General features: G+C 62.9%; 23 protein-coding genes and 1 pseudogene. 19 read left to right on the top strand and 5 right to left on the bottom strand.

Translation table 11 applies throughout. The features are described 5' to 3' along the window. Positions 1–202 precede the first annotated feature (202 nt). The 7 genes from L6D82_RS18335 (at position 203) to L6D82_RS18305 (ending at position 7741) form a co-directional block, all read left to right on the top strand. On the top strand, positions 203–1240 hold the full coding sequence (locus tag L6D82_RS18335) for an AraC family transcriptional regulator (RefSeq protein ID WP_236190802.1): 1038 nt from the start codon (positions 203–205) through the stop codon (positions 1238–1240). Between the two features lie 275 nt (positions 1241–1515). Next, positions 1516–2403: a Dyp-type peroxidase gene (locus tag L6D82_RS18330; protein WP_102718862.1), complete on the top strand. Its 888-nt coding sequence runs from the start codon at positions 1516–1518 to the stop codon at positions 2401–2403. 9 nt (positions 2404–2412) lie between these two features. Then, a complete protein-coding gene (locus L6D82_RS18325) occupies positions 2413–3381 on the top strand; it encodes a Gfo/Idh/MocA family protein (protein WP_236190792.1) in 969 nt (322 codons plus the stop codon). A gap of 95 nt (positions 3382–3476) precedes the next feature. Continuing rightward, positions 3477–4223, top strand: a complete 747-nt coding sequence (locus tag L6D82_RS18320) for a GntR family transcriptional regulator (RefSeq protein ID WP_236190790.1) — start codon at positions 3477–3479, stop codon at positions 4221–4223. A gap of 2 nt (positions 4224–4225) precedes the next feature. Further along, positions 4226–5956 carry a fumarate reductase/succinate dehydrogenase flavoprotein subunit gene (locus L6D82_RS18315; RefSeq protein ID WP_102718864.1) on the top strand — a complete coding sequence of 577 codons (1731 nt, stop codon included), beginning with the start codon at positions 4226–4228 and terminating at the stop codon, positions 5954–5956. A 25-nt stretch (positions 5957–5981) separates the two neighbouring features. Further along, on the top strand, positions 5982–6227 hold the full coding sequence (locus L6D82_RS18310) for a 4Fe-4S dicluster domain-containing protein (protein WP_007959413.1): 246 nt from the start codon (positions 5982–5984) through the stop codon (positions 6225–6227). 110 nt (positions 6228–6337) lie between these two features. Then, the gene (locus L6D82_RS18305) at positions 6338–7741 is read left to right on the top strand and encodes an ABC transporter substrate-binding protein (protein WP_236190787.1); all 1404 of its coding nucleotides are present in this window, start codon (positions 6338–6340) and stop codon (positions 7739–7741) included. Positions 7742–7748: 7 nt separating this feature from the next. On the opposite strand, the gene L6D82_RS18300 is transcribed toward L6D82_RS18305, so the two are convergent. Next, positions 7749–7979, bottom strand: a complete 231-nt coding sequence (locus tag L6D82_RS18300) for a hypothetical protein (protein WP_085745448.1) — start codon at positions 7977–7979, stop codon at positions 7749–7751. A gap of 18 nt (positions 7980–7997) precedes the next feature. Between L6D82_RS18300 and L6D82_RS18295 the strand changes: the two genes are divergently transcribed. The 4 genes and pseudogenes from L6D82_RS18295 to L6D82_RS18280 all read left to right on the top strand — a co-directional run. Further along, positions 7998–8780, top strand: coding sequence for an ABC transporter permease (locus L6D82_RS18295; protein WP_236190777.1), 783 nt, complete (start codon positions 7998–8000; stop codon positions 8778–8780). Next, positions 8780–9628 carry an ABC transporter ATP-binding protein gene (locus L6D82_RS18290; protein WP_102718877.1) on the top strand — a complete coding sequence of 283 codons (849 nt, stop codon included), beginning with the start codon at positions 8780–8782 and terminating at the stop codon, positions 9626–9628. The genes L6D82_RS18295 and L6D82_RS18290 overlap by 1 nt, the downstream gene beginning before the upstream one ends. Further along, positions 9625–10587: a HEAT repeat domain-containing protein gene (locus L6D82_RS18285; RefSeq protein WP_102718878.1), complete on the top strand. Its 963-nt coding sequence runs from the start codon at positions 9625–9627 to the stop codon at positions 10585–10587. The genes L6D82_RS18290 and L6D82_RS18285 overlap by 4 nt, the downstream gene beginning before the upstream one ends. Continuing rightward, positions 10584–10853 (top strand): annotated as a pseudogene (locus L6D82_RS18280) (DUF971 domain-containing protein); the annotation flags it as partial. The gene L6D82_RS18285 and the pseudogene L6D82_RS18280, both read left to right, overlap by 4 nt. Positions 10854–10860: 7 nt before the next feature. On the opposite strand, the gene L6D82_RS18275 reads toward L6D82_RS18280, so the two are convergent. The 3 genes from L6D82_RS18275 to L6D82_RS18265 all read right to left on the bottom strand — a co-directional run bounded on the left by L6D82_RS18275 (position 10861) and on the right by L6D82_RS18265 (position 15275). Further along, positions 10861–12519, bottom strand: a complete 1659-nt coding sequence (locus L6D82_RS18275; protein ID WP_236190775.1) for a phosphoethanolamine transferase — start codon at positions 12517–12519, stop codon at positions 10861–10863. A 161-nt stretch (positions 12520–12680) separates the two neighbouring features. Next, positions 12681–13418 carry a TorF family putative porin gene (locus L6D82_RS18270; RefSeq protein ID WP_236190773.1) on the bottom strand — a complete coding sequence of 246 codons (738 nt, stop codon included), beginning with the start codon at positions 13416–13418 and terminating at the stop codon, positions 12681–12683. 102 nt (positions 13419–13520) lie between these two features. Further along, complete coding sequence (locus L6D82_RS18265) at positions 13521–15275, bottom strand: amidohydrolase (RefSeq protein ID WP_236190771.1); 1755 nt, start codon at positions 15273–15275, stop codon at positions 13521–13523. Positions 15276–15378: 103 nt separating this feature from the next. Here L6D82_RS18265 and L6D82_RS18260 point away from each other — a divergent pair, with 103 nt between their 5' ends. From L6D82_RS18260 to L6D82_RS18225, 8 genes are all read left to right on the top strand, one after another. After that, entirely contained in the window at positions 15379–16296 is a 918-nt protein-coding gene (locus L6D82_RS18260; RefSeq protein ID WP_236190769.1) for a LysR family transcriptional regulator, read from the top strand. Between the two features lie 38 nt (positions 16297–16334). Next, the gene (lexA, locus tag L6D82_RS18255) at positions 16335–16952 is read left to right on the top strand and encodes a transcriptional repressor LexA (RefSeq protein WP_039768874.1); all 618 of its coding nucleotides are present in this window, start codon (positions 16335–16337) and stop codon (positions 16950–16952) included. Beyond that, entirely contained in the window at positions 16952–17569 is a 618-nt protein-coding gene (gene imuA / locus L6D82_RS18250; RefSeq protein ID WP_007959433.1) for a translesion DNA synthesis-associated protein ImuA, read from the top strand. Before lexA ends, imuA begins: the two co-directional genes overlap by 1 nt. A 7-nt stretch (positions 17570–17576) precedes the next feature. After that, complete coding sequence (locus L6D82_RS18245; RefSeq protein WP_134022404.1) at positions 17577–18992, top strand: Y-family DNA polymerase; 1416 nt, start codon at positions 17577–17579, stop codon at positions 18990–18992. After that, on the top strand, positions 18968–22066 hold the full coding sequence (locus tag L6D82_RS18240) for an error-prone DNA polymerase (RefSeq protein ID WP_236190767.1): 3099 nt from the start codon (positions 18968–18970) through the stop codon (positions 22064–22066). The genes L6D82_RS18245 and L6D82_RS18240 overlap by 25 nt, the downstream gene beginning before the upstream one ends. 217 nt (positions 22067–22283) lie before the next feature. Further along, a complete protein-coding gene (locus L6D82_RS18235) occupies positions 22284–22970 on the top strand; it encodes a CsgG/HfaB family protein (RefSeq protein WP_162130490.1) in 687 nt (228 codons plus the stop codon). A 29-nt stretch (positions 22971–22999) separates the two neighbouring features. Continuing rightward, complete coding sequence (locus tag L6D82_RS18230; RefSeq protein WP_007959442.1) at positions 23000–23362, top strand: DUF4810 domain-containing protein; 363 nt, start codon at positions 23000–23002, stop codon at positions 23360–23362. Continuing rightward, positions 23359–24018 (top strand): DUF799 domain-containing protein, encoded by a 660-nt coding sequence (locus L6D82_RS18225; RefSeq protein WP_007959444.1) that lies wholly within the window; start codon positions 23359–23361, stop codon positions 24016–24018. Before L6D82_RS18230 ends, L6D82_RS18225 begins: the two co-directional genes overlap by 4 nt. A gap of 149 nt (positions 24019–24167) precedes the next feature. Here the strand turns inward: L6D82_RS18225 and L6D82_RS18220 are convergent, their stop codons facing one another. Further along, a complete protein-coding gene (locus L6D82_RS18220; RefSeq protein ID WP_085745460.1) occupies positions 24168–24827 on the bottom strand; it encodes a flavin reductase family protein in 660 nt (219 codons plus the stop codon). Positions 24828–24833: the final 6 nt, after the last annotated feature.

Below are 24833 nucleotides of genomic sequence, written 5' to 3'. Positions count from 1 at the left end.
ATTATTATTGTGTTTTGGGCGCAACGCCGGCACGCAGGGTGCCCGGCTACGATAGAAATAAGCCCTTGGCGCACAACAGGGCAGGGTATTGGCGGACACGGAAGGGGGCTTCTGCGGACACTTCGTCAACCCTGTGCTAACTTCCTTCGACATAACCGGTAACAAAAATAACAATTCAGCGTGATCCGGAATGTCAGCCTCCATGAACGTAAAAGTCCAAGACCCGACCTTCGAACTGGCGCTGGTGTCGCCATTTCTCCTGCAAACCCTGGCCGAAGTCGCCGCCAACAAGGGCATCGAGCCGCAGAGTCTGTGCCGTGGCCTGGGTTTTGATTTCGAGGATTTGCAGGATCCGGCGCAGAGGATTTCCTATCGCCAGGCCGTGGCGATGATCCAGCGTGCGCTTAAAGCGTTGCCCAATCAGGGGCTGGGACTGTGGGTCGGTGCGCAGAATGTGCTCGGTACGCTGGGGCTGCTGGGGCACGTGCTGTCGCTGTGCAAGACCTTGCGCGATGCGTTCGAAATCGGGGTCCGGCATCAGCACACCTCCGGTGGGATCGTGGTTTCCAGCGTCGATGTGGTGGGCGATCAGGTGTACGTCGACGTTGAATGCCGGTTGCCGTTTGCCGAGGTGCAGGTGTTTGCGGTGGAAGAGTTTTTCGCCAGCCTGCTGGTCTATGGGCGGGCGCTGGTGGGCGAGACGTTCAAGCCGATTGCCGTGGAGTTCATGCACGCCGCGCCGGATTACCTGGATGAGTACCGGCGGCTGCTGGGGCCGGAGGTGCGCTTCGGGTGCCTGCACAACCGCATGCTGATCGACGTGCAATGGCTGGATGTGAACCTGCCCAACCACCATTCGCTGGCGCTGCGTCAGGCGGTCAAGTTGCTGGAGCTGGAGGCGGCGCAGGTTCATCAGAAACTCGATCTGATCCAGGCTGTGGAGCGGGCGATTGCGCGGGATCTGAGTCGGGGCAGTCACATTGAAAAGATTGCCGGCGACTTGAACATGAGCAGCCGCACCTTGCGTAGGCGGCTGACTGAGCATTCGTTGACTTTTGAAGCATTGCTGGAGCAAGTGCGCCAGGCGCGAACCATGAGTTTGCTGGCCAATCCGGACATGCCGATCGAGCGGATTACCGAGGAAGTCGGTTACAGCGACGTTCGCAGTTTTCGCCGGGCGTTCAAGCGCTGGACGGGGAAGAGTCCGAGTGCATGGCGCATGGAGAGTTCTGTGATTTGACTTGAGACCGATACCCCTCACCCCAGCCCTCTCCCCGAGGGAGAGGGGGCCGACCGAGTTGTCTTGCGCGATACATCGACCTGAAAATTCTGTGTCGATTATGGATTCACCATCGTTCGTTCAGGTCGGCGTACCTCCTCAATTTTCCCCAATCAGTTCCCTCTCCCTCCGGGAGAGGGCTAGGGTGAGGGGCTTTTGAAGCTATCCAACCCATTTCAACCCCCCACAAACCCTCCGGCTACAGTTAAACTCCGCGCTCTTTCCAAGGAGTCGACATGAGTTACTACCAGCCGGGCATTCTCGCCACCCCTGTTCCGCCGCAAGCACGTCACCTGTTTTTCGCCCTCGAGTCGGTTGAAGCGCTGCCGCAGGCGATCGACAACCTGCTGAACCTGGTGGACGGCAAGTCGGCGGTGGTCGGTTTCGGTGAATCCCTGGCCAAGGCCCTGAATGTGAACATCGACGGCCTGCGCAGCTTCCCGGCGCTGACCGGCGTTGGCGTGGAAAACCCGTCGACCCAGCACGCCCTGTGGGTCTGGCTGCACGGTGTCGACCGTGGCGATCTGCTCAATCGCAGCACCGCACTTGAGGCCGCACTGGCCCCGGCGCTGCGTCTGGTGCAGATGCAGGAAGCCTTCCGCCACAAGGACGGCCATGACCTCACCGGTTATGAAGACGGCACCGAAAACCCGCATGACGAAGCCGCTGTCGCCGCCGCACTGCAAAGTGAAGGCGCCGAGGGTCTGGTCGGTGGCAGCTTTGCCGCGATCCAGCAATGGCAGCACGACCTCAAGAGTTTCCATGCGCTGTCCGCCGAGGACAAGGACAACATCATGGGTCGTCGCCTGAGCGACAACGAAGAGATCGACGACGCCCCGGTTTCCGCCCACGTCAAGCGCACCGCCCAGGAAAGTTTCGCCCCGGAAGCCTTCGTCGTGCGTCGTTCGATGCCGTGGATCGAAGGCGACCGCGCCGGCCTGATGTTCCTGGCGTTCGGCTTCTCCCTCGACGCCTTCGAAGCGCAACTGCGCCGCATGAGCGGTCTGGAAGACGGCATCACCGACGGTCTGTACCGCATCAGCCGGCCGATCACCGGCGGCTACTACTGGTGCCCGCCGCTGCAAAACGGCCACCTCGATCTGCGCGCACTGCGCATCGGCTGAGTCGCAAGCATGAACGTGGTGCGTTGGGGCATGATCGGTTGCGGCAGCGTCGCTGAACGCAAGAGTGGGCCAGCCTTCTACAAGGCGCCCGGTTCGGCGTTGGTCGCAGTGATGGGGCGCCGCCTCGAAGCCGTGACCGATTACGCCGCGCGCCACGGCATCGATCGGACTTACACCGACGTCGATGCCTTGATCAACGACCCCGAGGTTGATGCGGTGTACATCGCCACGCCCCCCGACAGCCACCACGCCTACAGCCTGAAAGTCGCCGCCGCCGGCAAGCATTGCTGCGTGGAAAAACCCATGGCCCTCAACGCCGGGCAAAGCCGCGAGATGCAGCAGGTGTTCTCTGATGCGGGTCTGCACCTGTTCGTCTCCTATTACCGTCGTTCACTGCCGCGTTTCCAGCAGGTTCGGCAATGGCTGGAGCAGGGGCGCATCGGCGAGGTGCGGCATCTGAGCTGGACGCTGACCAAGGCGCCATCGCCCAAGGATCTGGACGGTAGCGCAAACTGGCGCACCGATCCGGCGGTGGCCGGGGGCGGGTACTTCGCGGATCTGGCCAGCCATGGTTTTGACCTGTTCCAGTACCTGCTCGGCGACATCGTTGAAGTCGCCGGCTTCACCGCACGCCAGGCCGGGTTGTATGCGGCGGAAGATGCGGTCAGCGCCAGTTGGCGATTCGCCTCGGGCGCGCTGGGCATGGGCTGCTGGAGCTTTGTTGCGGACCGGCGCGAGGATCGGGTCGAGATCATCGGCAGCCAAGGGCGGATCGGTTTTTCGGTGTTCGACGAGCATCCGGTCGAGCTGCACGCCGATGAACACATCAGCCTGGAAATCCCTCACCACGAACACATCCAGTGGCACCACGTACTGGGCATGAATGCGCAGATTCGCGGTGAGTCGCAGCACCCCGCAGTCGCCGCCGAAGCCCTCAAGACCGATTGGGTCATGGATCAGATCCTCAAGCGCCACTGAAGGCGCATCTAAGGTTATGCCCAAACAATATTTCTCAAGCTTGTCATAACGTCTCTAAGATCACGTCATAACTCGTTATAACAAGTGATCCCGTGATGACCGATAACGTTCTCTCCCTTGGCAGCGTTCCTCTGCACACCCAACTGCGCGACGTGCTGCGCGCCCGGATTCTCGACGGCGAATACCCGCAAGACAGCCAGATGCCGTCCGAAAGTGAGCTTGGCACCCTGTTCAAGGTCAGCCGCATCACCGTGCGCCAGGCCCTGGGCGATCTGCAGAAAGAAGGGCTGATCTTCAAGATCCACGGCAAAGGCACCTTCGTTGCCAAACCCAAGACCTTTCAAAACGTCAGCACCCTGCAAGGCCTAGCCGAGTCCATGACCGGCCGTGGCTACGAGGTGATCAACCGCCTGCGCAGCTTCAAATTCATCGCCGCCGACAAACTGGTCGCCGAGCGTTTGCAGGTCGCCGAAGGCGAAATCGTCGCGCAGATAAAGCGTGTACGGCTGATCAACCGCGAGCCGATTTCGCTGGAAATCACCTACCTGCCCAGAGCCGTCGGCGAGCGGCTGGAGAAGGCCGATCTGGTCACCCGCGACATCTTCCTGATCCTCGAAAACGACTGCGGCATCGCCCTCGGCCACGCCGATCTGGCCATCGACGCGGTGCTGGCCGACAGCGACCTGACCCAGGCGCTGAACGTCGAGGCCGGCTCGCCGATCATGCGCATCGAACGGCTGACCCATGACGCCAACGGCCAGCCGCTGGACTTCGAACACCTTTACTACCGTGGCGATGCGTTCCAGTACCGCCTGCGGATCGACCGGCAAAAAGGGGCCTGAACATGACCCGCAATACTCTCGAACAGGAATACGACATCGTCGTGATCGGCGGCGGCACTGCCGGCCCGATGGCCGCGATCAAGGCCAAGGAAAAGAACAAGGAACTGCGCGTGCTGCTGGTCGACAAGGCCAACGTCAAGCGCAGCGGCGCGATCAGCATGGGCATGGACGGCCTGAACAACGCGATCATCCCCGGCCATTCGACGCCCGAGCAGTACACCAAGGAAATCACCATCGCCAACGACGGCATCGTCAATCAGGCGGCGGTATACGCCTACGCCACCCACAGCTTTGAAACCATCGAGCAGCTCGACCGCTGGGGCGTGAAGTTCGAGAAGGACGAGACCGGCGATTACGCGGTGAAGAAAGTCCACCACATGGGCGCCTACGTGCTGCCGATGCCCGAAGGGCACGACATCAAGAAAGTCCTGTATCGCCAGTTGAAGCGGGCGCGGGTGAGCATCACCAATCGACTGGTCTGCACCCGTTTGCTGACCGACGAGGAGGGCGCCGTCAACGGTGTGATGGGCTTCGATTGCCGCACCGCCGACTTCCATGTGATCAAAGCCAAGGCAGTGATTCTTGCCTGCGGCGCTGCCGGACGACTCGGTCTGCCGTCCTCGGGTTATCTGATGGGCACCTACGAAAACCCGACCAATGCCGGCGACGGTTACGCCATGGCGTATCACGCCGGGGCCGAACTGGCGAACCTCGAGTGCTTCCAGATCAACCCGCTGATCAAGGACTACAACGGCCCGGCCTGCGCCTACGTCACCGGCCCGCTCGGTGGCTACACCGCCAACAACAAGGGCGAACGCTTCATCGAGTGCGACTACTGGAGCGGGCAGATGATGTGGGAGTTCCACCAGGAACTGGAGAGCGGCAACGGCCCGGTGTTCCTCAAACTCGATCACCTGGCCGAGGAAACCATCCAGAACATCGAGGAAATCCTCCACAGCAACGAACGTCCAAGCCGCGGCCAGTTCCACGCCAATCGCGGCACCGACTACCGCACGCAGATGGTCGAGATGCACATCTCGGAAATCGGTTTTTGCAGCGGCCACTCGGCGTCCGGCGTGTGGGTCAACGAGCGGGCCGAAACGTCGGTGAAAGGTTTGTACTCGGCCGGTGACATGGCCGCCGTGCCGCACAACTACATGCTTGGCGCGTTCACTTACGGCTGGTTCGCGGGCAACAACGCGGCGGAGTTTGTCGCCGGGCGCGAGTTCTCTGCGCTGGATGCCGAGCAGATCGAGAAGGAAAAGACCCGGGTCTACGCACCGCTGGATCGCGAGCATGGTCTGCCGCCGGCGCAGGTCGAGTACAAGCTGCGGCGCTTCGTCAACGACTACCTGCAACCGCCGAAAGTGACCAAGAAAATGGAAATCGGCCTGCAACGCTTCAGCGACATCGAACGCGATCTCGACGAGATGAAGGCCAACAACGCCCACGAACTGATGCGCGCCATGGAAACCAGCGTGATTCGCGACTGCGCCGAAATGGCCGCCCGCGCTTCGCTGTTCCGCGCCGAAAGCCGCTGGGGCCTGTACCACTACCGCGTCGATCACCCGCAACGGGACGACCGCGAATGGTTCTGCCACTGCCACCTGAAGAAGGGCGAGGACGGGCGCATGACCAGTTTCAAGAAAGCCGTCGAGCCTTACATCATCCCGCTCGACGCCGAGGAAATGCAGGCTTACGACCGCCTTCGGGTCGGCGCTTTCGCCGCTTGATGCACCACTAGAGAGAGTCCGAACCATGGCCTATCAAGCCCAGGAAATCTTCTTCCGCTCCAACGCCCCCGTCACCGTGGACGAGGACAAATGCATCGCCGAAAAGGGCTGCACCGTGTGCGTCGACGTCTGCCCGATGGACCTGCTGGCGATCAACCCGGCCACGCAAAAGGCCTACATGGCCTTCGATGAATGCTGGTACTGCATGCCGTGCGAAAAGGACTGCCCGACCGGTGCGGTGAAAGTCGAAATCCCGTATCTGCTTCGCTAAAACGCTATCCGGCAACACCGGACGCCTGATTCAACACACCCCTCGTTTCCCACCGCGCCCTGATCGCGGCGGAGACGAACATCCTAAAAATGATTCGAGGGGATTCAACCATGTTGCGTGCAGCAATCGCCGGTCTGGTACTGGCTTCGTTCACCCTGTCGGCCTCGGCCGAAACCATCCGCATTGCCATCGGCACCCAGGACACCACCATCAACTGCGCCGCCGGCGGCCTGTTGATTCGCGAGCTGGGCCTGCTCGACAAATACCTGCCTCACGACGGCGCCTACAAGGACGCCAAGTACGACGTGCAGTGGAAGAACTTCACCAGCGGCGCACCGCTGACCAACGAGATGGTCGCCGGCAAACTCGACTTCGGCGCCATGGCCGATTTCCCCGGCGCGTTCAACGGCGTGGCATTCGAAACCGCCGGCAAACACAGCCTGTTCATCAGCGTGCTGTCGGGCAGCATCAAGGGCAGCGGCAACGGCATCGTGGTGCCGAGCGCGTCTGGCGTGCAGTCGCTGAGTGAGCTCAAGGGCAAAACCATTTCCGTGCCGTTCGCCTCCACCGCCCACGGCATGTTGCTGCGCGCCGTGGCGGAGCAGGGCTGGGATCCGCTCAAGGACGTGAACATCATTGCCCAACCGCCAGAGGTTGCGGGCTCCGCGTTGCAGGCCGGCAAGATCGACGCCCACGCCGACTTCGTGCCGTTCGCCGAACTGTTCCCGAGCCGCGGCTTCGCCCGCAAGATCTACGACGGCGCCCAGGCCAATGCACCGACCTTCCACGGTGCGCTGGTGGATCAGGCCTACGCGAAAAAGTACCCGGAAATCGTCGTCGCCTACCTGCGCGCCAGCATCGAGGCCAATCAACTGCTGGCCGCCGAACCGGAGAAATACAGCGAGCTGATCGCCAAGGTGACTGGCGTCGATGCTGAGGTCAATTACCTGTTCCACGGCCCGCTGGGCGTACAGACCCGCGACCTGAGCTGGAAGCCGGAATATCGCCAGGCTGTGGGCACCGCCATCGACACGTTGAAGTTGCTGAAGAAGGCGGATCGCGGGCTCGATCTGAATACCTTTATTGACGATCAGTACATTCGTGCGGCGTTCAAGGCTTCGAATCTGGATTACACGGCGCAACTGGCCAACTACGCGCAGACGCCGTTGAAGTCGCAGGATGCATTGACCGGCAAAGCGATCACCGACTTCAGCCATGTCGCGGAAATCTGGGTGCGGGGTGAAGACAAGGTCCGGCGGTATGCCTCGGCTGAGGAGGCGTTTAACGCACTGGCCGGCCTGAAGTCGGAAGGCAAGAACATCCGGGCGGTGTATGCCCAGGCGAGTGACAGCGGGATCAAGTTGCTGGCGGAGCAGGCGTGGTTTGCCAGTGATGCGAAGGGTCGCCTCAGCGCGTTTTTGCTCAAGGGGCAGGCGCAGCAATTTGCTTCGGCGCAGGGCGGGAAGGTGTTTGACTTCACCGATGCCACGACCCAGGCCGTGGCTGCACGTTAACAGCAGATCAAAAGCTCCCCCTCACCCTAACCCTCTCCCGGAGGGAGAGGGGACTGACGGTGTTGTTCTGAAGAGTTACGCCGACCTGAGATATCGAGCCGAACTCAGGTTTGAAAATCATGAACATCTGCTCGTTCTCGAGTCGGGTACAGGTTTTGAAAGGCTTGAAGATCTGCCCCCTTTCCCCCTCGCCCCCTTGGGGGAGAGGGCTGGGGTGAGGGGGTTCGATCTCAGTCATCACACGGAATTCCGATCCATGAAAATCCCGAAAGCCCGCTGGACCACCAGAGCAATCTCCATAGCGTTCTGCCTGCTCTTCTGGCAACTCGCCGCCAGCCACCACTGGAACCTCGGCCTCGTCACCTTCGCCAACGTGCCAACCCCGCTGGCCGTAATCGAAGCCGCCCTCGGCCTCGGCGACTCCGGCAAACTCATCCAGCACCTGACCGCCAGCCTCGGCCGGGTCTTCGCCGGCTACCTTGCTGCGCTGATCATCGGTGTCGCCCTGGGCCTGGCCATCGGCCGCTCAAAGTGGGCTGAAGACCTGCTGCTGCCACCGTTGGAAGTGCTGCGCCCAATCCCCGCCGTCGCCTGGATTCCACTGGCCATCCTGATGTTCCCATCCTCCGAACTGTCGATGGTCTTCATCACCTTCACCGGCGCGCTGTTCCCGATCCTGCTCAACACCGTGCACGGCGTCGAAGGTGTCGACCCACGCTTGATCGCCTCTGCCAAAAGCCTCGGGGCCGGGCGTCGGGCGATCCTGCTGGAAGTGATCCTGCCAGGCGCCGCGCCGAGCATCATCACCGGCCTCGCGATCGGCATGGGCACGTCGTGGTTCTGTCTGGTGACCGCCGAAATGATCTCCGGCCAGTTCGGTATCGGTTACTACACCTGGGAGTCCTACACCATCCAGAACTACGCCGACATCGTGGTCGGCATGTTGCTGATCGGCGTCCTGGGCATGGGCAGCAGCCTGCTGATCAAACGCTTGGGCGGGCTGTTCACGCCCTGGCATCGACCACGAGGAAAAGCCTGATGAGCGTGATGCAAACCCCGGAAGGGCGGATCGACATCCGTCAGCTATCCATCGTCCTTGGCGAAGGCCGGCAAGCCTTTGAAGCGGTGCAGGGCCTGGATTGCCAGATCGAACCCGGCCAGTTCGTGTGCATTCTCGGCCCGTCCGGTTGCGGCAAATCGACCTTGCTCGGTGCGCTGGCCGGGCATCTGCAACCCCATGGCGGGCAGTTGAAAGTCGATGGCACCGAAGTGTCCGGCCCGTCACCGCAACGCGGCATGGTGTTCCAGCATCACACCCTGTTCCCGTGGCGCACGGTGCGCGACAACGTTGCCTTCGGCCTGAAGATGCGCGGCATCGGCAAGGCCGAGCGCCATCGCGCCGCCGATGAAATCCTCGAACTGGTCGGCCTCGAAGGCTTCGCCGAACGCTGGCCCGATCAACTGTCCGGCGGCATGCAGCAACGGGTGGAGATCGCCCGGGTGCTGGTCAATCGCCCCCGGCTGTTGCTGATGGATGAACCCTTCGGCGCACTGGACGCGCTGACCCGCCTGAACATGCAGGAATTGCTGCTGGACATCTGGACGCGGATTCGCACCACCGTGGTGTTCGTCACCCATGACATCGACGAAGCGCTGTTCCTCGCTGATCGCTTGCTGGTGATGAGCGCACGGCCGGGGCGAATCATCGAAGACCTGCGTCTGGATTTCCCCCGGCCACGCACCACCGAACTGGTGACCAGCCACGAGTTCTCGCGCCTCAAGCGCCACTGCCTCGACCTGCTGCGCCACGACAACGACCGACCGCTGCCGCGCCTCAATCCGCTCGGTTTGCCTCCTGAAAACGCCTTGCCGAGATTTGCCCTGTGACTTCATTTTTTGCTGTGACCGATAACGACGACATTCTCGCCCTGCAACCACGCCTCACCGCTGATGACGCCGGTGTACGGCGGATTGCCCTGATCGATCTGGCCGACCTCGAAGAGCCGGACGGTCTGCTCTGGCTGGTCGAGCGCCTGGCCGAAGACCCCGCCGAAGAAGTGCGTGCCGAAGCGGCGCGTCTGTTGGAAGCCTGGGAAGACGAGTCGGTGGTTGACGCGCTGTGCCGGGCGCTGACGGATCCGTCGCCGGCGGTGCAAGCCGCAGCGGCGCAGAGCCTGAGCCTGCTCAAGACCGAAGCGGCGGGCAGGGTGATTCTGCCGTGGACCGCCCATTCCGAAACCGGCGTGCGGATTGCCGCGTTCCGCGCCTTGCGCGAGTTGCGTTTCCCCGGCGCTGCGCCGGCCGCCATTCAGGCGCTGAATGATGCCGATGCCAGCGTCCGTCGCGAAGCCGTCGGCGTGCTCGGCTGGCTCAAGCAACTCGACGCGTTGCCAGCCCTGGCCCGCCTGGCGAGTGATGACCCGGACACCGAAGTGCGCCGCGCCGCCACCGGCGCCCTGGGTCTGGCAAGTGACGCCGAAGTACTGCCCGCATTGCGTCAGGCCTTGCAGGACCAGGCCTGGCAAGTGCGCGAAGAAGCCGCGACCACCCTCGGCAAGGTCGGCCACACCGACGCCGGGCCGGCGCTGATCGAAGCCTTGGCCGACGACTACTGGCAGGTGCGCCTGCGCGCCACCCGCAGCCTCGGGCGCCTCAAGTACGTCGCTGCCCTCGACGCCCTGATCGACACCCTCGGTCATCGCATCAGTAACCTGCGCAAGGAAGCCGCGCTGGCCCTCGGCGAATTGAACGATCGTGGGGCGGTGGCGGCGTTGCAGGCCGCGCAGGACGACGGCGACCCGGAAGTGCGCAAAGCCGTGCGGATTGCCTTGAGTCAGCTGCAATGAATCCGCTGTCGGTCGGCAATTCCCAAAGTGAACACCGGTTACGGCTGAGCTGGCCGGATGGCCGCGAGCAGTTGCTCGACCATGCCGAACTGCGCCGCCAGTGCCCGTGCTCGCAATGCCGGGCATTTCGCCTGCGGGGCTCGCCGCCCATGGTTGACCCGCGTGTGCGGGTCATCGAATTGAACGCTCAGGGCTACGGCCTGCAACTGGTGTTCAGCGATGGCCATCAGCGCGGGATTTACCCGTGGGCCTATCTGGCGCAGCTGGAGGGGATCACTGTCCCGCCGTCATCGCCGGCCGGCAGCCATGGAAAATATCCAGCCCCGGCTGATACAGCGACGTCCTGACTTCGAACAACCCGAGCACCGAATGGAACAGGTTGTCGTGGCTCAGATCCGGCTGGCTGCTTTTGCCTTGCAGGCAGGCTCGGTCGATGCCCAGTTGCGCCAGGGTGTTGTTGCCGAACCACATCACCATCGGCACATGGGTCTGGGCTTCCGGCGCCAGCGCATAGGGCGCGGCGTGCAGGTAGAGGCCGTTCTCGCCCAGTGATTCGCCATGGTCGGACACGTACAGCATCGATGTATCGAGGTGGTCCTGATTGCGTTTGAGCAGCTCGATTACCTTGGCCAGGAAATGGTCGGTGTAGAGGATCGTGTTGTCGTAGACGTTGACCAGTTCGTCACGGCTGCAACTGCCCAGCTGGTTGGTGTGGCAGATCGGTTTGAAACGCTCCATGTCCTTCGGATAGCGCTCGTAGTATTCCGGGCCGTGGCTGCCGTCGGCGTGCAGGACGATGATCGCGTTGCCCTTGAGGCTGTCGATGTAGCCTTGCAGGTCGGCCAGCAGCGCCTCGTCGAGGCAGTTGTTGCCGTCGCAGAACGGCCCCGGCTGGTTCTTCGCGATGTCGCGGTTCGGCACGCGCAGGCAGGTGCCTTTGCAGTCGCTGTTGTTGTCCAGCCACAGCACCTGCACGCCGGCCCGTTGCAGGATGTCCAGCAGGCCTTGGTAGGTTTTGCCTTTCTTGTCGCTGTAGTCCTCGCGCGGGAACATCGAGAACATGCACGGCACCGACACCGCTGTCGAGGTGCCGCAGGAATGCACATTGGTGAAATTGAGGATGTCGAGTTTGCTCAGCTCGGGATTGGTCTCGCGCTCATAGCCGTTGAGCGAGAAATGGTCGGCCCGGGCGGTTTCGCCGACCACGAACACCATCAGCGATTTCTTCTCGCGGGAGGCCGCCTTGGCGCTCATCACCGCGTCTTCGCCGATGGCCTGCACCACAAAATGCTTTTTGATCCCCAGCCGTTGCTTGGTGTATTTGCTGATCGCGTAGATGTAGTTGGTCGGGTTGATGAAGTGGGTGAGTTTGTCTTCCTCGCGAAAGATCGGCGCGTAGGTCGAATAGAACGCGCCCACCGAAGCGCCGATCACCAGCACACAGGCGACGATCACCAGCACCTTGTTCAGCAAACCCCGAAAGAACGGCCGATAAACCACCGGCCAGCGCCAGATCAGCACAGCCGGCAACACGCCGAGCAATAGCACGTAAGCCAGCAGTTTGCCGCTGAACAGCGCCGTGGCTTCCCCCGGATTGGTTTCGAACACGTTCTGGATCATCACCGTGTCGATGGTGATTCCGTATTCGTTCATGAAATACGCCGCGCAGGCCGAGAGCAGGGCCACCAGCGTCAGCGCCGGTTTCAGCGTCCAGCGAAACGAGATCAGTGTCAGCAGCAGCGTGATCGCCGCCCAGAGAAACAGTCCGAAGGACGCGAAGAACGCCAGTTTGTGCGCGCCTTGCAAGGTAATCAGCGTTCCCAGCGCCTTCCAGGTCGCCAGGTTGTACAGCGCCACCAGTGCCAGCGAAAACAGCAGCACCAGGCGGGTCGGAGTGATGGACGGTAAACGCAGTCCTTTGCCCAAAGCCATTTCGATACTTTCCTCTACGTCAGTCGAAAACCCATGCGGTTACGCGCGTAACTGTAGAAGAGCATTGGTAAAAATTCCGTAAACATCCGGTAACAAAATCACGGTAAGTGCAAAAAATGTGGGCGCCAGCAGGCCGGCTCCCACGGGAGGTTTGCGGCGGGTCAGAAGGATTTGCTGACGCTGGCGACTACCGTCGCCGTGCACACGTCCTCGAAGCCCCAACTGCTCAGGCACTGGCTCTGCGAGAGGTCGGTGTCGATGTAGCTCAGGCCCAGCACCATGCCGGCCAGGCTGTGGGTCAGTTTGACTTCCCACTCCCGGTAGGACTCTTCGCTGTGGCCGGACGCCGAATACATATGCGGGTCCTTGAAGTCCATGTTGCCGTAGCGCAGCTTCAGCCCGGAATCCAACGGCAATTCGGTTTCATAGCCGATGTAGCTGTAGAGCGAACTCTGTTTGCTGTCGATGCCCGGCGCGTCACTGGAGTAATAGGCCGCGAGTTTCACGCCGTAAGCGCTGAGAATCGAGTACACCTCGCTCTGGTTGAACTGGCTCTCCTTGGGATACGCGTATTTGATGTAGCCCAGATCCAGGCTCACGGTCTCGGTTGCCTGCCACAGCCAGCCGGCGTAGTAATCGACTTCCTGACGGGTTTTCAGGCCGCCACCGAAATCGACGTTCGAGCTCCACGCGCCGAGGTACAGGCCGCTGCTGTGGGCCAGGGTCAGACCGGCCTGTACGGCCGGGTCGTTCTGGGTCTGGGAGATGCCGCGGGTGCGGTAGTCGCTGGCCAGGGTCAGGTCGACCAGCACCGCGAAATCATCGTTCAGGGGGATTGCGTGGCTGCTCAAGGGCAGCAGGCTCAAGGAAGTGAGGGCGAGCAGGGGCAAGGCTTTCATGTGAAGTCCCGTTGTTGTGGTTGTTATGGGCAGGAAGCGGGCAAGGCTGCGCCGGACCCCGGCGACGGGCGCGGGGTCGGGCAGCGGGTACGGCGATTGTTATTAGAGGGTAGGGGCGTAGACCTGGCGGCCGGCGAACCAGGTTTGCAGCACCTGGGTGTCATGCAGGGCTTTGTCATCGACGCTGAACACGTCGCGATCGAGCACGATGAAATCGGCCTGTTTGCCGGGGCTCAGCGAGCCGATCTGTTGCTCCAGGCCGATAGTCCGCGCGGCGTTGGCGGTGTAGGCGTAGAACATGGTTTCGCGGTCCAGGCGTTCGTCGGCGTTGAGCACGCCCAGCGGCCCGGTGCGGGTGATGGCCTGGGCCATGGCATTCCACGGGTTCGGCGAGGACACCGGCCAGTCGCTGGCGCCGGCAATCGTCGCGCCTTGCTTGAGCAGCGAATGCGCCGGGTATTGATAGCGGAAGGCGAGGGCACTGACGTAAGGCTTGATCATGTCGGTGGTGTAGTCGTCGGCGCTGGCCCACAGCAGCTGCATCGAGGCAATCACGTTCAACGGCTTGAAGCGGGCGAACTCCTTCGGGTTGACCATTTGCAGGTGCGTGATCGAGTGCGTCACGCCGCTCTGCCGGTCCTTGCGCGCCTGGGCGATGCCGTTCAGGGATTCGCGCACTGCGCGGTCGCCGATGGCGTGGATGTGCACCAGCCAGCCGCGCTGGTCGATGGCGCTGACCAGTTCGCCGAAATGCTGTGGATCGATCAGCAGCTCGCCCTGTTTGTGCGAGTTGCTGTAGGGATCGATCATCGCCGCGCTCTGGGCCGGGTACTCGATCACGCCGTCGGCGAAGATCTTGATTCCCGGCAGCGTCAGATTGGGAATGCCCTGAAATTGCCGGCGCACCTTGTCGAGGGTATCGAGATCGGCCGGTACGCTTTTCGGATTGGCCACCAGCAGCGCGGCGACGTGGGCGGTCATGCCGCCGCTGTCCGACAGGGCTTTATAGGCCGGCAGCACGCCGACGGTTTTCTCGGTGGGCTTGAGGGCGAACACCGGCTCGCCCGGCGCGGCGTTGGCGGCGGGGTCCATCCACGCGGTGATGCCGAGGCTGTTGTTGAAGCGCACCGCCGATTGCGCGGCCTTGAGCATGTCGGCCGGGCTCGGCACTGGCATTTTCGAGGCGACCCGATCCCAGCCGGCGTCGACCACAAAGCCGTTCGGTTCACCGTTGGGCAGTTTGCCGATGGTGTCTTTTTCTGCGTCCGGCAGGTTTTTCAGCAGCGCGGCGTCGATGCCCGCACGCTTGAGCATGACGTTGTTGGCCCATGCGGTGTGGTGATCGCTGCCGGTGAACACCACTGGCACGTCGGCCCATTCGCCGTTATTGAAGATTTTGCCCAATGCCTCAGCCTTGGCCCAATACGCCGAACTCATGCCGGCCACGCTCAATACGTCGCCATGCCGGGCCTTGCCGTCGTCGCGCCAGCCGCGCAGGCGTTTTTCCAGTTCATCCAGACCGACCACGTCGTCTTCCATATTCGCCGAGACCATTTCCAGTCCGCCGAAAATCGCGTGGGAATGGCTGTCGATCAGACCAGGCATCAGCGCCTGGCCTTTGAGGTCGATGACCTGGGTGCCGGGTTCGATCAAGGCCTTGATCTGCGCATCCGTGCCGACTTTCAGCACCTTGCCGTTCTCCACGGCCAGCGCCTGAACCTTCGGTTGGGCGCGGTCGGCGGTGAAAATCTTGCCGTTGAGCAGCACCAGATCGGTGGCGGCCATGGCTTCCATCGAGGCAAAACTCACAGCGGCGATCAGCAGATTTTTTGTGAAATGCGGGATGAATCTTTTCATTGAACATTTCCTTGTTATTGCGTCTGATGGCCAGATTAGTGGCTGCCAACGCCCGACAGAACGCCTCCCTCACGAAAAACGTTTTTGCCTGAATGGAAAAAGCATGGACAAGCTGGGTGCACTGAAAATGTTCGTGGTTACCGCGCAGCTCGGCAGTTTCAGCCGCGCTGCCGAGCAACTGGGCAAGACTCCGTCGGCCCTGACCAAAGCGGTCAATCATCTGGAGTCCGAGCTCGGCGCGCGTCTGTTCGAGCGCAGCACGCGGCGAATTCTGCTGACCGAAATCGGCCGGCTGTATCTGGAAACCGCACGCCAGGTGTTGCAGCGGCTGGACGAGGCCAGCGAGGAAATCGAGCAGTTGCAGCACGGTCTGCGCGGCAGCCTGAAAATCACCGCGCCGCTGGCCTACGGGCGGGCGTTTCTCGATCAGGTGTGTGACGGCTTTTTGCAGCAATACCCGCAGATCAGCCTGCAAGTGGATTTGTGCGACGAATTCGTCAATCTGCTGGAAAGCGGTTACGACCTGGCGCTGCGCGAGGGCCATGACGATTTGCCGGGGCTGATCGCGCGGGTGGTCGGCAGCAATCAGCTGGCGCTGTGCGGCAGCCCCGAATACCTGGCGCGCAAGGGCTTGCCGGTGACGCCGCAAACCCTCGATCAACATGAATGGCTGCTGTACCGGCATCCGTTGCTCAGCCGCGAATTCTGGTGGGCCGAACGCGACGGCCAGCGCCTGAGCCTGGCGCAACCGGCAGCGCCGCTGTTGCGCAGCGACAATTACGACCTGCTGTTGGCCAGTGCCCTGGCCGGGCGCGGTTTGCTGCACACGCCGCTGTGGAGCGCCGCGCCGTACATCGCCGACGGGCGACTGGTGCGGGTGATGGCTGATTACGACATCGACCCGGACAGCTTCGGCCCGCACATTCTGGCGGTGTACCCGAGCCATCGGCGGGCGACGGCCAAGGTTGTGGCGTTTATCGACTACATCGCGGGGTTTCTGGCGGAGCGCGGTTTGAGCTGACTGGCGGTGCTTGTCAGGAAAATCCCACAGGAGTACAAATGTACTCCATGACGACTCTGACTCCCCGCCGTACCGCCATCCTGACCTTTATCCGCGAACGCATCGCCGAACACGGTCAGCCCCCAAGCCTCGCTGAAATCAGCGAGGCTTTTGGTTTTGCCTCCCGCAGCGTGGCGCGCAAGCATGTGCTGGCGCTCACCGAAGCCGGGTTCATCGAGGTCAATCCGCATCAGGCCCGGGGCATTCGCCTGCTCGGGCAACCGGCGCGGCCGGAACTGCTCGAAGTCCCGGTGCTCGGCCGGGTGGCTGCCGGTGCGCCCATCGGCGCCGATGCCGACCTGCACAATCGGCTGATGCTTGATCCCGCGCTGTTCTCCCGCACGCCCGACTACATGCTGCGAGTGCAGGGCGATTCGATGATCGAGGACGGGATTCTCGACGGCGATCTGGTCGGCGTGCGGCGCAACCCCGAAGCGCTTAACGGTCAGATCGTGGTGGCGCGACTCGACGGCGAGGTCACCATCAAACGCTTCGAACGGATCGGCGATGAGGTTCGCCTGTTGCCGCGCAACCCGGCGTATCAGCCGATTGTGGTGCGGGCCGATCAGGACCTGGCCATCGAAGGGGTGTTCTGCGGTCTGGTGAGGCAAGGCTGATGGGTGCCGTCGTTGCGCTGGATACGCTGTTCAACGGCGGCCAGGTCTGGAAGGGCCGGCCTGCGCCACCGGCCGCCAGCCCGCAACCCACCGGGCACGCCGCGCTGGACGCCGCCTTGCCCAGTGGCGGCTGGCCGGAAGCGGCGCTGAGCGAAATCCTCCTGGCCGGGCCCGGTGTCGGTGAGTTGCAACTGGTGTGGCCGACATTGGCGCGGCTGTCGGCAGCGGGCGAGCGCATCGTGCTGGTGGCGCCGCCGTTCGTGCCGTATCCGCAGGCCTGGGCCAATGCCGGGGTCGATCTGCGCCAGTTGTCGGTGATCCAGGCCAGCGAACGCGATGCCTTGTGGGCGGCGGAGCAATGCCTGCGCTCGGGCAGTTGCGGCGCGGTGCTGTGCTGGCCGCACAAGGCCGATGACCGCGCCTTGCGCCGTTTGCAGGTGGCGGCGGAAACCGGCCAGACCCTGGCGTTTGCATGGCGGCCATTGAGCGAGGCGGTCAACCCGTCGCCGGCCGCGTTGCGCATTGCCATCGATGCCCGCCCGGCGCAATTGCGCGTGCTCAAGTGCCGGGGTGGTCTGGCGCGCAGCGCACCGATTGCCTTCGCCGTGGGGCATTGAGGTCGCCATGCGCTGGGTTTGCATTCTGTTCCCGCAATTGGCCCTCGACGCCGTGCTGCGTCAGCGCCCCGATCCCGAGCAACCCTTGGCGCTGCTCAGCGGCCCGGCCCAGCGTCGGGTGCTGCAAGCGGTCAACCCGGCGGCGCGTGCACTGGGCTTGCGGCCGGGGCAGTCGATGACCGCCGCGCAGGCCATGAGCAAAGGGTTCGCCACCGTCGATTACGATTCGGCCGAGGTCGAGCACTGGCAGCAGTTTCTCGCCGCCTGGGCCTATCGTTTCAGCGCCCAGGTCAGCGTGCACTACCCGCGCACCGTGGTGTTCGAGATCGAATCGAGCCTTGGGCTGTTCGGTTCCTGGGCGCAGTTCGAGGCGCGGTTGCGTACCGAGCTGACAGAGCTGGGCTTTCGTCACCGCATCGTCGCCGCGCCCAATCCGGTGGCGGCGCGGGTGTTGGCCAACGCCTACGACGGATTGGTGGTGCCCGACGGTGAAGCCCTGCGCCATCATCTCGGGCAATTGCCGGTCGACCGCATCGGACTTGAGCCGAGCGTGGCCACGGCGCTGTCGCGCATGGGCCTGCGTAACCTCCATCAGGTGCAGAACCTGCCGCGTCAGGCCCTGGCCCGGCGTTTCGAGGCGCCGATGCTCAAGCACCTGGACACGCTGTTCGGCGCACGGCCGCTGGCGCTGGCGTTCTACCTGCCGCCGGATCGTTTCGACGTGCGCATCGAACTCAATTTCGACGTGCAGTCCCATCAGGCGCTGCTGTTTCCCTTGCGCCGCCTGACGTCCGATCTGGCGGCGTTTTTGTGCGGACGCGACAGCGGCGTGCAGCGCTTCGATCTGCACCTTGAACACGCGGGGTTGCCGGACACGCTGATCAAGGTCGGCCTGCTCAGCGCCGAGCGCGATCCGGCGATGCTCTTTGAACTGGCCCGTGGCCGACTGGAGCAGGTGCAGGTCGAGGCCCCGGTGCGCGGCTTTCGTCTGCGCGCCGAAGACTTGCCGAGTTTCGTGCCGCAGTTTCAGGAGCTGTTCGACGACCGCCCGCAGCAGACCTTGCCTTGGGAGCAATTGCGCGAACGCCTGCGCGCGCGACTGGGGGATGAGGCGGTGCAAGGCCTGCGTTTTCAGGCCGATCATCGACCGGAGTGCGCATGGCAGAACGCCGACGACAAACAGCGCTGCCCTGCATTGCCGGGCGTGCAGCGTCCGGGCTGGTTGTTGGGCGAACCGCAGTCCGTGCCCGAAAGTTCGGCGCGCATCCTCATGGGCCCGGAGCGTATCGAGTCCGGCTGGTGGGACGGTGACGACGTGCGCCGCGACTATTACCTGATCCAGAACCGCGCCGGCCAGCAAGGCTGGGCGTACCGGGCTGTGGGTGAGGGCGGTCCGTTGTGGCTGCAGGGCTGGTTCGCGTGAATCAGGGTTACGCCGAACTGCACTGCCTGTCGAATTTCAGTTTCCAGCGCGGCGCGTCCAGTGCGCTGGAGCTGTTTCAGCGGGCGAAAAAACACGGCTATCAGGCGCTGGCGATCACCGATGAATGCACCCTCGCCGGGATCGTTCGTGCCTGGCAAGCGGCCAAATCCGTGGAGCTGCCGCTGATTATCGGCAGCGAAGTTCGCATCGAGAACGGCCCGAAACTGGTGTTGCTGGTGGAGAACATCGAGGGTTATCAGGCCCTGTGCGGTTTGATTACCCAAGCCCGACGGCGTACCCAAAAAGGCCAGTATCAAGTGCTGCGCGAGGATTTCAGCGAACCGTTGCCGGGATTGCTGGTGCTGTGGGTGCCGGATGCGGTCGATGAGGTGGAAGAGGGCCGCTGGCTGAAGCAGACCTTCGGTGAACGGCTGTGGCTGGCGGTGCAGTTGCATCGCGGGCAGAACGATCAGCAACGGCTGGCCGCACTGCTGAGTCTGGCGGATGAACTGCAGATTCCAGCCGTGGCCAGCGGCGATGTGCACATGCATGCCCGTGGTCGCCGAGCCTTGCAGGACACCATGACAGCGATCCGCCATCACGTTCCAGTGGCCGAAGCCGGGTTGCGCCTGCACCCCAATGGCGAGCGGCATTTGCGCAGCCTCGATGTGTTACGCGAGTTGTATCCGCAGACCTTGCTGGACGAGTCGGTGAAACTGGCCCGGCGCTGCACCTTCGATCTGGGCGAGTTGCGTTATCAATATCCGAAAGAGCTGGTGCCCGAGGAACACAGCGCCAGTTCCTGGCTGCGCCACCTGACCGAGCAAGGCATCGCCTGGCGCTGGCCGAAAGGCGCACAGCCCAAGGTGCTCAAGCAGATCGACGATGAGCTGGAGCTGATCGCCGAACTCGGCTACGAAAGCTACTTCCTCACCGTGCACGATGTGGTGCGCTTCGCCCGTGAGCAGAAAATTCTCTGTCAGGGCCGGGGTTCGGCGGCGAACTCGGCGGTGTGTTTTGCCTTGGGCATCACCGAGATCGACCCGGATCGCACCACGCTGCTGTTCGAGCGTTTCATGTCGAGGGAGCGCAACGAACCGCCGGACATCGACGTGGATTTCGAGCACGAACGCCGGGAAGAAGTCCTGCAATACGTGTTCCGTCGTTATGGCCGCCGTCGTGCGGCGCTGACGGCGGTGGTCAGCACTTACCACGCTTCCGGCGCGATCCGCGATGTGGCCAAGGCGCTGGGCTTGCCGCCGGACCAGATCAATGCGCTGGCCGACTGCTGCGGTCACTGGAGCGATGAAACCCCGCCCGTGGAGCGCCTGCGCGAAGGCGGTTTCGACCCCGAAAGTCCGCTGCTGCACCGGGTGTTGAGCCTGACCGGGCAACTGATCTGCTTCCCCCGGCACCTGTCGCAGCACCCCGGTGGTTTCGTGATATCCGAGCAACCGCTGGACACGCTGGTGCCGGTGGAAAACGCCGCCATGGCCGACCGCACCATCATCCAGTGGGACAAGGACGATCTCGATGCCGTCGGGTTGCTCAAGGTGGATATCCTCGCCCTCGGCATGCTCAGCGCGATCCGCCGCTGTTTCGATTTGCTGCGCCGTCATCGCCATCAGGACCTGAGCCTTGCGACGATTCCACCTGAGGATCGCCCGACCTACGACATGATCAGCCGCGCTGACACCATCGGCGTGTTCCAGATCGAGTCCCGGGCGCAGATGTCGATGCTGCCGCGCCTGCGCCCGCAAACCTTCTACGACCTGGTGATCGAGGTGGCCATCGTCCGGCCGGGGCCGATCCAGGGCGGGATGGTCCATCCGTACCTGCGCCGGCGGAACAAGGAAGAAGAGGAAACCTATCCGTCACCGGAGCTGGAAGTAGTGCTCAAGCGCACCCTCGGTGTGCCGCTGTTTCAGGAACAGGTGATGCAGATCGCGATTGTCGCCGCCGATTACAGCCCCGGCGAGGCCGACCAGTTGCGCCGTTCCATGGCCGCGTGGAAACGCCACGGCGGGCTGGAGCCGCACAAGGAACGGCTGGCTGCGGGCATGAAGAAAAACGGCTACAGCCCGGAATTCGCCGCGCAGATTTTCGAGCAGATCAAGGGCTTCGGCAGCTACGGTTTCCCTGAATCCCACGCCGCCAGTTTTGCCTTGCTGACCTATGCCAGTTGCTGGCTCAAGTGCCACGAACCGGCGGCGTTCGCCTGTGCGCTGATCAACAGCTGGCCGATGGGTTTCTACAGCCCGGATCAGATTCTCCAGGATGCGCGACGCCATCATTTGCAGATCCGTCCAGTGGACGTGCGCGCCAGTGACTGGGATTGCAGCCTGGAGCCGATTGCCGGCGAGCAGCCGGCCATTCGCATGGGCCTGCGGATGATCAAGGGCTTTCGCGAGGAAGATGCGCGGAGCATTGAAAACGCTCGGGCGAGGGGGGCGTTTGCCGATGTCGCGGATCTGGGCGAACGCGCCGGGCTCGACAGTCGCGCTCAGGCGCTGTTGGCTGACTCGGGAGCGCTACGCGGCCTGGCCGGGCACCGCCATCGGGCACGCTGGGAAGTGGCCGGAGTGCAGAAACAGCTCGGGTTGTTTGCCGGGTTGCCGAGTCAGGAAGAGCCGGATGTGCTGCTGCCAACGCCGAGTGTCAGCGAAGACCTGTTCACCGATTACGCCACGCTGGGCACTACGCTGGGACCGCACCCGCTGACGTTGTTGCGCAACGAATTGCGGGCGCGGCGCTGCCGCAGTTCCCGGGAGTTGCTGGAGGTCGAGCATGGCCGGCCGGTCAGCGTGGCGGGGCTGGTGACCGGACGCCAGCGACCGGGTACCGCCAGTGGTGTGACGTTCGTGACCCTGGAAGACGAGTTCGGCAACGTCAACGTGGTGGTCTGGCGCGATCTGGCCGAGCGTCAGCGTCAGGTGCTGGTGGGCTCGCAATTGCTCAAGGTCGATGGCCGCTGGGAGCGTGAAGGCGAGGTGCGGCATCTGATCGCCGGACGCTTGAGTGACCTCAGCTCGCTGCTCAACGGAATTCGGGTGCAAAGCCGCGATTTCCACTGACACGCCGTAGTGATCGTTCCCACGTCGAGGCGTCGAACCGTCCGCGTGGGAACGATCGGCAGAGGACGGCTGCTAACCGATTTGCAAGCCAATTCACTGACGTCAAAAAAACCTGTCCTCACTGATGGCACTTTGGCATAATGCCGCCCCTTTCCCGATCCCCCACAACATCACCGTGCGGGGACACATCGAATTTCAGAAGGAATGCACAGTGAGAATGATCTCCCGGATGTTGGTCTCGGGCGTTGCGATTGCCGTTCTCGGCACCCTGGCCGGCTCGCTTTCCGGTTGCGCCACCGAAAGCTCCCGCGCATTGCCGGTGGCCAAGGTGGAAAGCGCCTCCCAGGCCTGGTCCGGTGTGCGTATCCCGATGGCCGTGGGCAAGTTCGACAACCGTTCGAGCTACATGCGCGGGATCTTCTCCGATGGCGTCGACCGTCTCGGTGGCCAGGCCAAGACCATCCTGATCACTCACTTGCAGCAGACCAACCGTTTCTCGGTGCTGGATCGCGACAACATGGGCGAAATCCAGCAGGAAGCGGCGATCAAGGGCCAGGCCCAGCGTCTGAAAGGCGCCGATTACGTGGTCACCGGTGACGTCACCGAGTTCGGCCGCAAAGAGACCGGCGATCATCAACTGTTCGGCATTCTCGGCCGTGGCAAGACTCAGGTCGCCTACGCCAAGGTCAACCTGAACATCGTCAACATCAGCACCTCCGAAGTGGTGTATTCGACCCAGGGCGCCGGCGAGTACGCCTTGTCCAACCGCGAAATCATCGGCTTCGGCGGCACCGCTGCCTACGACTCCACCCTTAACGGCAAAGTCCTCGATCTGGCCATGCGCGAGGCGATCAATCGTCTGGTCGATGGCATGAACGCCGGTGCCTGGAAACCGGGCAACTGATAGACGCCCATCGCAAGGAGCAACACACCATGAATCTGTCCCTGTCCCGGTCGCTGATGGCCCTGACTGCTGGCGCCTTGCTGGCCGGTTGCAGCAGCCCGCAAACCCTGTATCAGTGGGAAGGCTACCAGCCACAAGTCTACGAATACTTCAAAAGCGAAACGCCGAAAGAGGCCCAGGCCGAAGCGCTGGAAGCCGATCTGCAAAAGATCCGCGCCAGCGGCAAGCCGGTACCGCCGGGTTACCACGCTCATCTCGGTCTGCTGTACCTGAGCATGGGCAAGGACGATCAGATGGTGCAGCAGCTGCGCACCGAGAAGACCCTGTTCCCCGAGTCCGGCACCTACATGGATTTTCTGCTTAAAAACGCCAAGACCGGAGATGCCCAATGATCTCCCGTGCCTTGAAACTGCTGGCCGCAGGCCTGGCGCTGACCGTTCTCGGTGGCTGCGTTGCACCGAAGACCGTGGACTATTCGGCGTACAAGCAAGCGCGGCCGAAATCCATTCTGGTGCTGCCGCCGCTGAACACCTCGCCGGACGTCAAGGCGTCTTACAGCCTGTTGTCGCAAGTGACGTTCCCGCTGGCTGAAGCCGGTTACTACGTGCTGCCGATCACGTTGGTCGACGAAACGTTCCGCCAGAACGGCCTGACCACGCCGGATGACATCCATGCGGCGCCGGCCAACAAGCTGCAGGAAATCTTCGGTGCCGACGCAGCGCTGTACATCACCGTCAGCGAGTACGGCACGCGCTACATGGTGATCAGCAGCGAAACCGCCGTCACCGCCAGTGCCAAACTGGTCGACCTGAAAACCGGCGTCACCCTGTGGACCGGTGCGGCCCGGGCGTCGAGCGAGGAAGGCAACAACAGCAATGCCGGCGGGCTGATCGGCATGCTGATCACCGCGGCGGTGAAGCAGATCATCAACAGCTCCACCGATGCCGGCTACCCGATTGCCGGTGTGGCCAGCAATCGACTGCTGTCGGCCGGTCATCCGGCGGGCCTGCTGTACGGGCCACGGTCGCCGAAGTACGGCACTGACTGAAACCCAGGCTGCTGATCGTTTCCACGCTCTGCGTGGGAATGCCGCCATGGACGCTCCGCGTCCACTGTGACGCAGAGCGTCACGGTATGCATTCCCACGCGGAGCGTGGGAACGATCAGCACGGCGGCCCACCTCGGTGGGCCGTTTTTTTATTTGGCGGGCCAGAACCGCTCGCCGCCCCCCGGTGCTTCCGTCCACGCTTGCAACGAGCGGGTCGGCAAATCGAAGTAATCCCGGGTCCGCGCATAACCATGGCCGCCCATGCGCCCGATCGCATCCAGCCCCAATTGATCGATGTACAGGGTTTTCGGGTCGATCAACTCGTCGCGCACATGCGCCATCAACACTTCGCCAAAAATGATCTCCCGCGACTGGCCGATGTTCAGCGCCATCATCCGCCGGCATTCCAGCGCCACCGGTGCTTCGCCGATTCGCGGGCATTTGACCGAGGTGCCGGGAATCGCCGTCAGCCCTGCTGCGGTCAACTCATCGAAGCCCGGCGCGAACGGCACGGCGCAGACGTTCATGGCTTCCACCAAGGCATCGCTGACGATGTTGACGGTGAACTCCTGATTCATCTGGATATTGCGCGTGGTGTCCTTCGGGCTCTGATCGCCGTAGTTCTCGACGCCGAGCGCGAGAATGGGCGGGTCCGCCGACAGCGCATTGAAGAAGCTGAACGGCGCGGCGTTGACCCGGCCTTCGGCATCGATGGTAGTGACCAGTGCAATCGGGCGCGGGACCACGCTGCCGATCAGAATCTTGTATTTTTCCCGTGGACTCAGTTGGCTGAAGTCGAAGCTGTGCATGGCAGT

This window comes from Pseudomonas paraglycinae, assembly GCF_021601625.1.
In the GTDB taxonomy this organism is placed as follows: Bacteria; Pseudomonadota; Gammaproteobacteria; order Pseudomonadales; family Pseudomonadaceae; genus Aquipseudomonas; species Aquipseudomonas paraglycinae.
Note: the sequence above shows the minus strand (reverse complement) of the source record. Positions and strands in the feature narration are given on the sequence as shown.

Excerpts from the sequence above, each read along its gene's own strand:
- L6D82_RS18335 (WP_236190802.1), top strand. The coding sequence starts at position 203 with ATGAACGTAAAAGTCCAAGACCCGACCTTCGAACTGGCGCTGGTGTCG.
- L6D82_RS18330 (WP_102718862.1), top strand. The coding sequence starts at position 1,516 with ATGAGTTACTACCAGCCGGGCATTCTCGCCACCCCTGTTCCGCCGCAA.
- L6D82_RS18325 (WP_236190792.1), top strand. The coding sequence starts at position 2,413 with ATGAACGTGGTGCGTTGGGGCATGATCGGTTGCGGCAGCGTCGCTGAA.
- L6D82_RS18320 (WP_236190790.1), top strand. The coding sequence starts at position 3,477 with ATGACCGATAACGTTCTCTCCCTTGGCAGCGTTCCTCTGCACACCCAA.
- L6D82_RS18315 (WP_102718864.1), top strand. The coding sequence starts at position 4,226 with ATGACCCGCAATACTCTCGAACAGGAATACGACATCGTCGTGATCGGC.
- L6D82_RS18310 (WP_007959413.1), top strand. The coding sequence starts at position 5,982 with ATGGCCTATCAAGCCCAGGAAATCTTCTTCCGCTCCAACGCCCCCGTC.
- L6D82_RS18305 (WP_236190787.1), top strand. The coding sequence starts at position 6,338 with ATGTTGCGTGCAGCAATCGCCGGTCTGGTACTGGCTTCGTTCACCCTG.
- L6D82_RS18300 (WP_085745448.1), bottom strand. The coding sequence starts at position 7,979 with ATGACTGAGATCGAACCCCCTCACCCCAGCCCTCTCCCCCAAGGGGGC.
- L6D82_RS18295 (WP_236190777.1), top strand. The coding sequence starts at position 7,998 with ATGAAAATCCCGAAAGCCCGCTGGACCACCAGAGCAATCTCCATAGCG.
- L6D82_RS18290 (WP_102718877.1), top strand. The coding sequence starts at position 8,780 with ATGAGCGTGATGCAAACCCCGGAAGGGCGGATCGACATCCGTCAGCTA.
- L6D82_RS18275 (WP_236190775.1), bottom strand. The coding sequence starts at position 12,519 with ATGGCTTTGGGCAAAGGACTGCGTTTACCGTCCATCACTCCGACCCGC.
- L6D82_RS18270 (WP_236190773.1), bottom strand. The coding sequence starts at position 13,418 with ATGAAAGCCTTGCCCCTGCTCGCCCTCACTTCCTTGAGCCTGCTGCCC.
- L6D82_RS18265 (WP_236190771.1), bottom strand. The coding sequence starts at position 15,275 with ATGAAAAGATTCATCCCGCATTTCACAAAAAATCTGCTGATCGCCGCT.
- L6D82_RS18260 (WP_236190769.1), top strand. The coding sequence starts at position 15,379 with ATGGACAAGCTGGGTGCACTGAAAATGTTCGTGGTTACCGCGCAGCTC.
- lexA (WP_039768874.1), top strand. The coding sequence starts at position 16,335 with ATGTACTCCATGACGACTCTGACTCCCCGCCGTACCGCCATCCTGACC.
- imuA (WP_007959433.1), top strand. The coding sequence starts at position 16,952 with ATGGGTGCCGTCGTTGCGCTGGATACGCTGTTCAACGGCGGCCAGGTC.
- L6D82_RS18245 (WP_134022404.1), top strand. The coding sequence starts at position 17,577 with ATGCGCTGGGTTTGCATTCTGTTCCCGCAATTGGCCCTCGACGCCGTG.
- L6D82_RS18235 (WP_162130490.1), top strand. The coding sequence starts at position 22,284 with ATGATCTCCCGGATGTTGGTCTCGGGCGTTGCGATTGCCGTTCTCGGC.
- L6D82_RS18230 (WP_007959442.1), top strand. The coding sequence starts at position 23,000 with ATGAATCTGTCCCTGTCCCGGTCGCTGATGGCCCTGACTGCTGGCGCC.
- L6D82_RS18225 (WP_007959444.1), top strand. The coding sequence starts at position 23,359 with ATGATCTCCCGTGCCTTGAAACTGCTGGCCGCAGGCCTGGCGCTGACC.
- L6D82_RS18220 (WP_085745460.1), bottom strand. The coding sequence starts at position 24,827 with ATGCACAGCTTCGACTTCAGCCAACTGAGTCCACGGGAAAAATACAAG.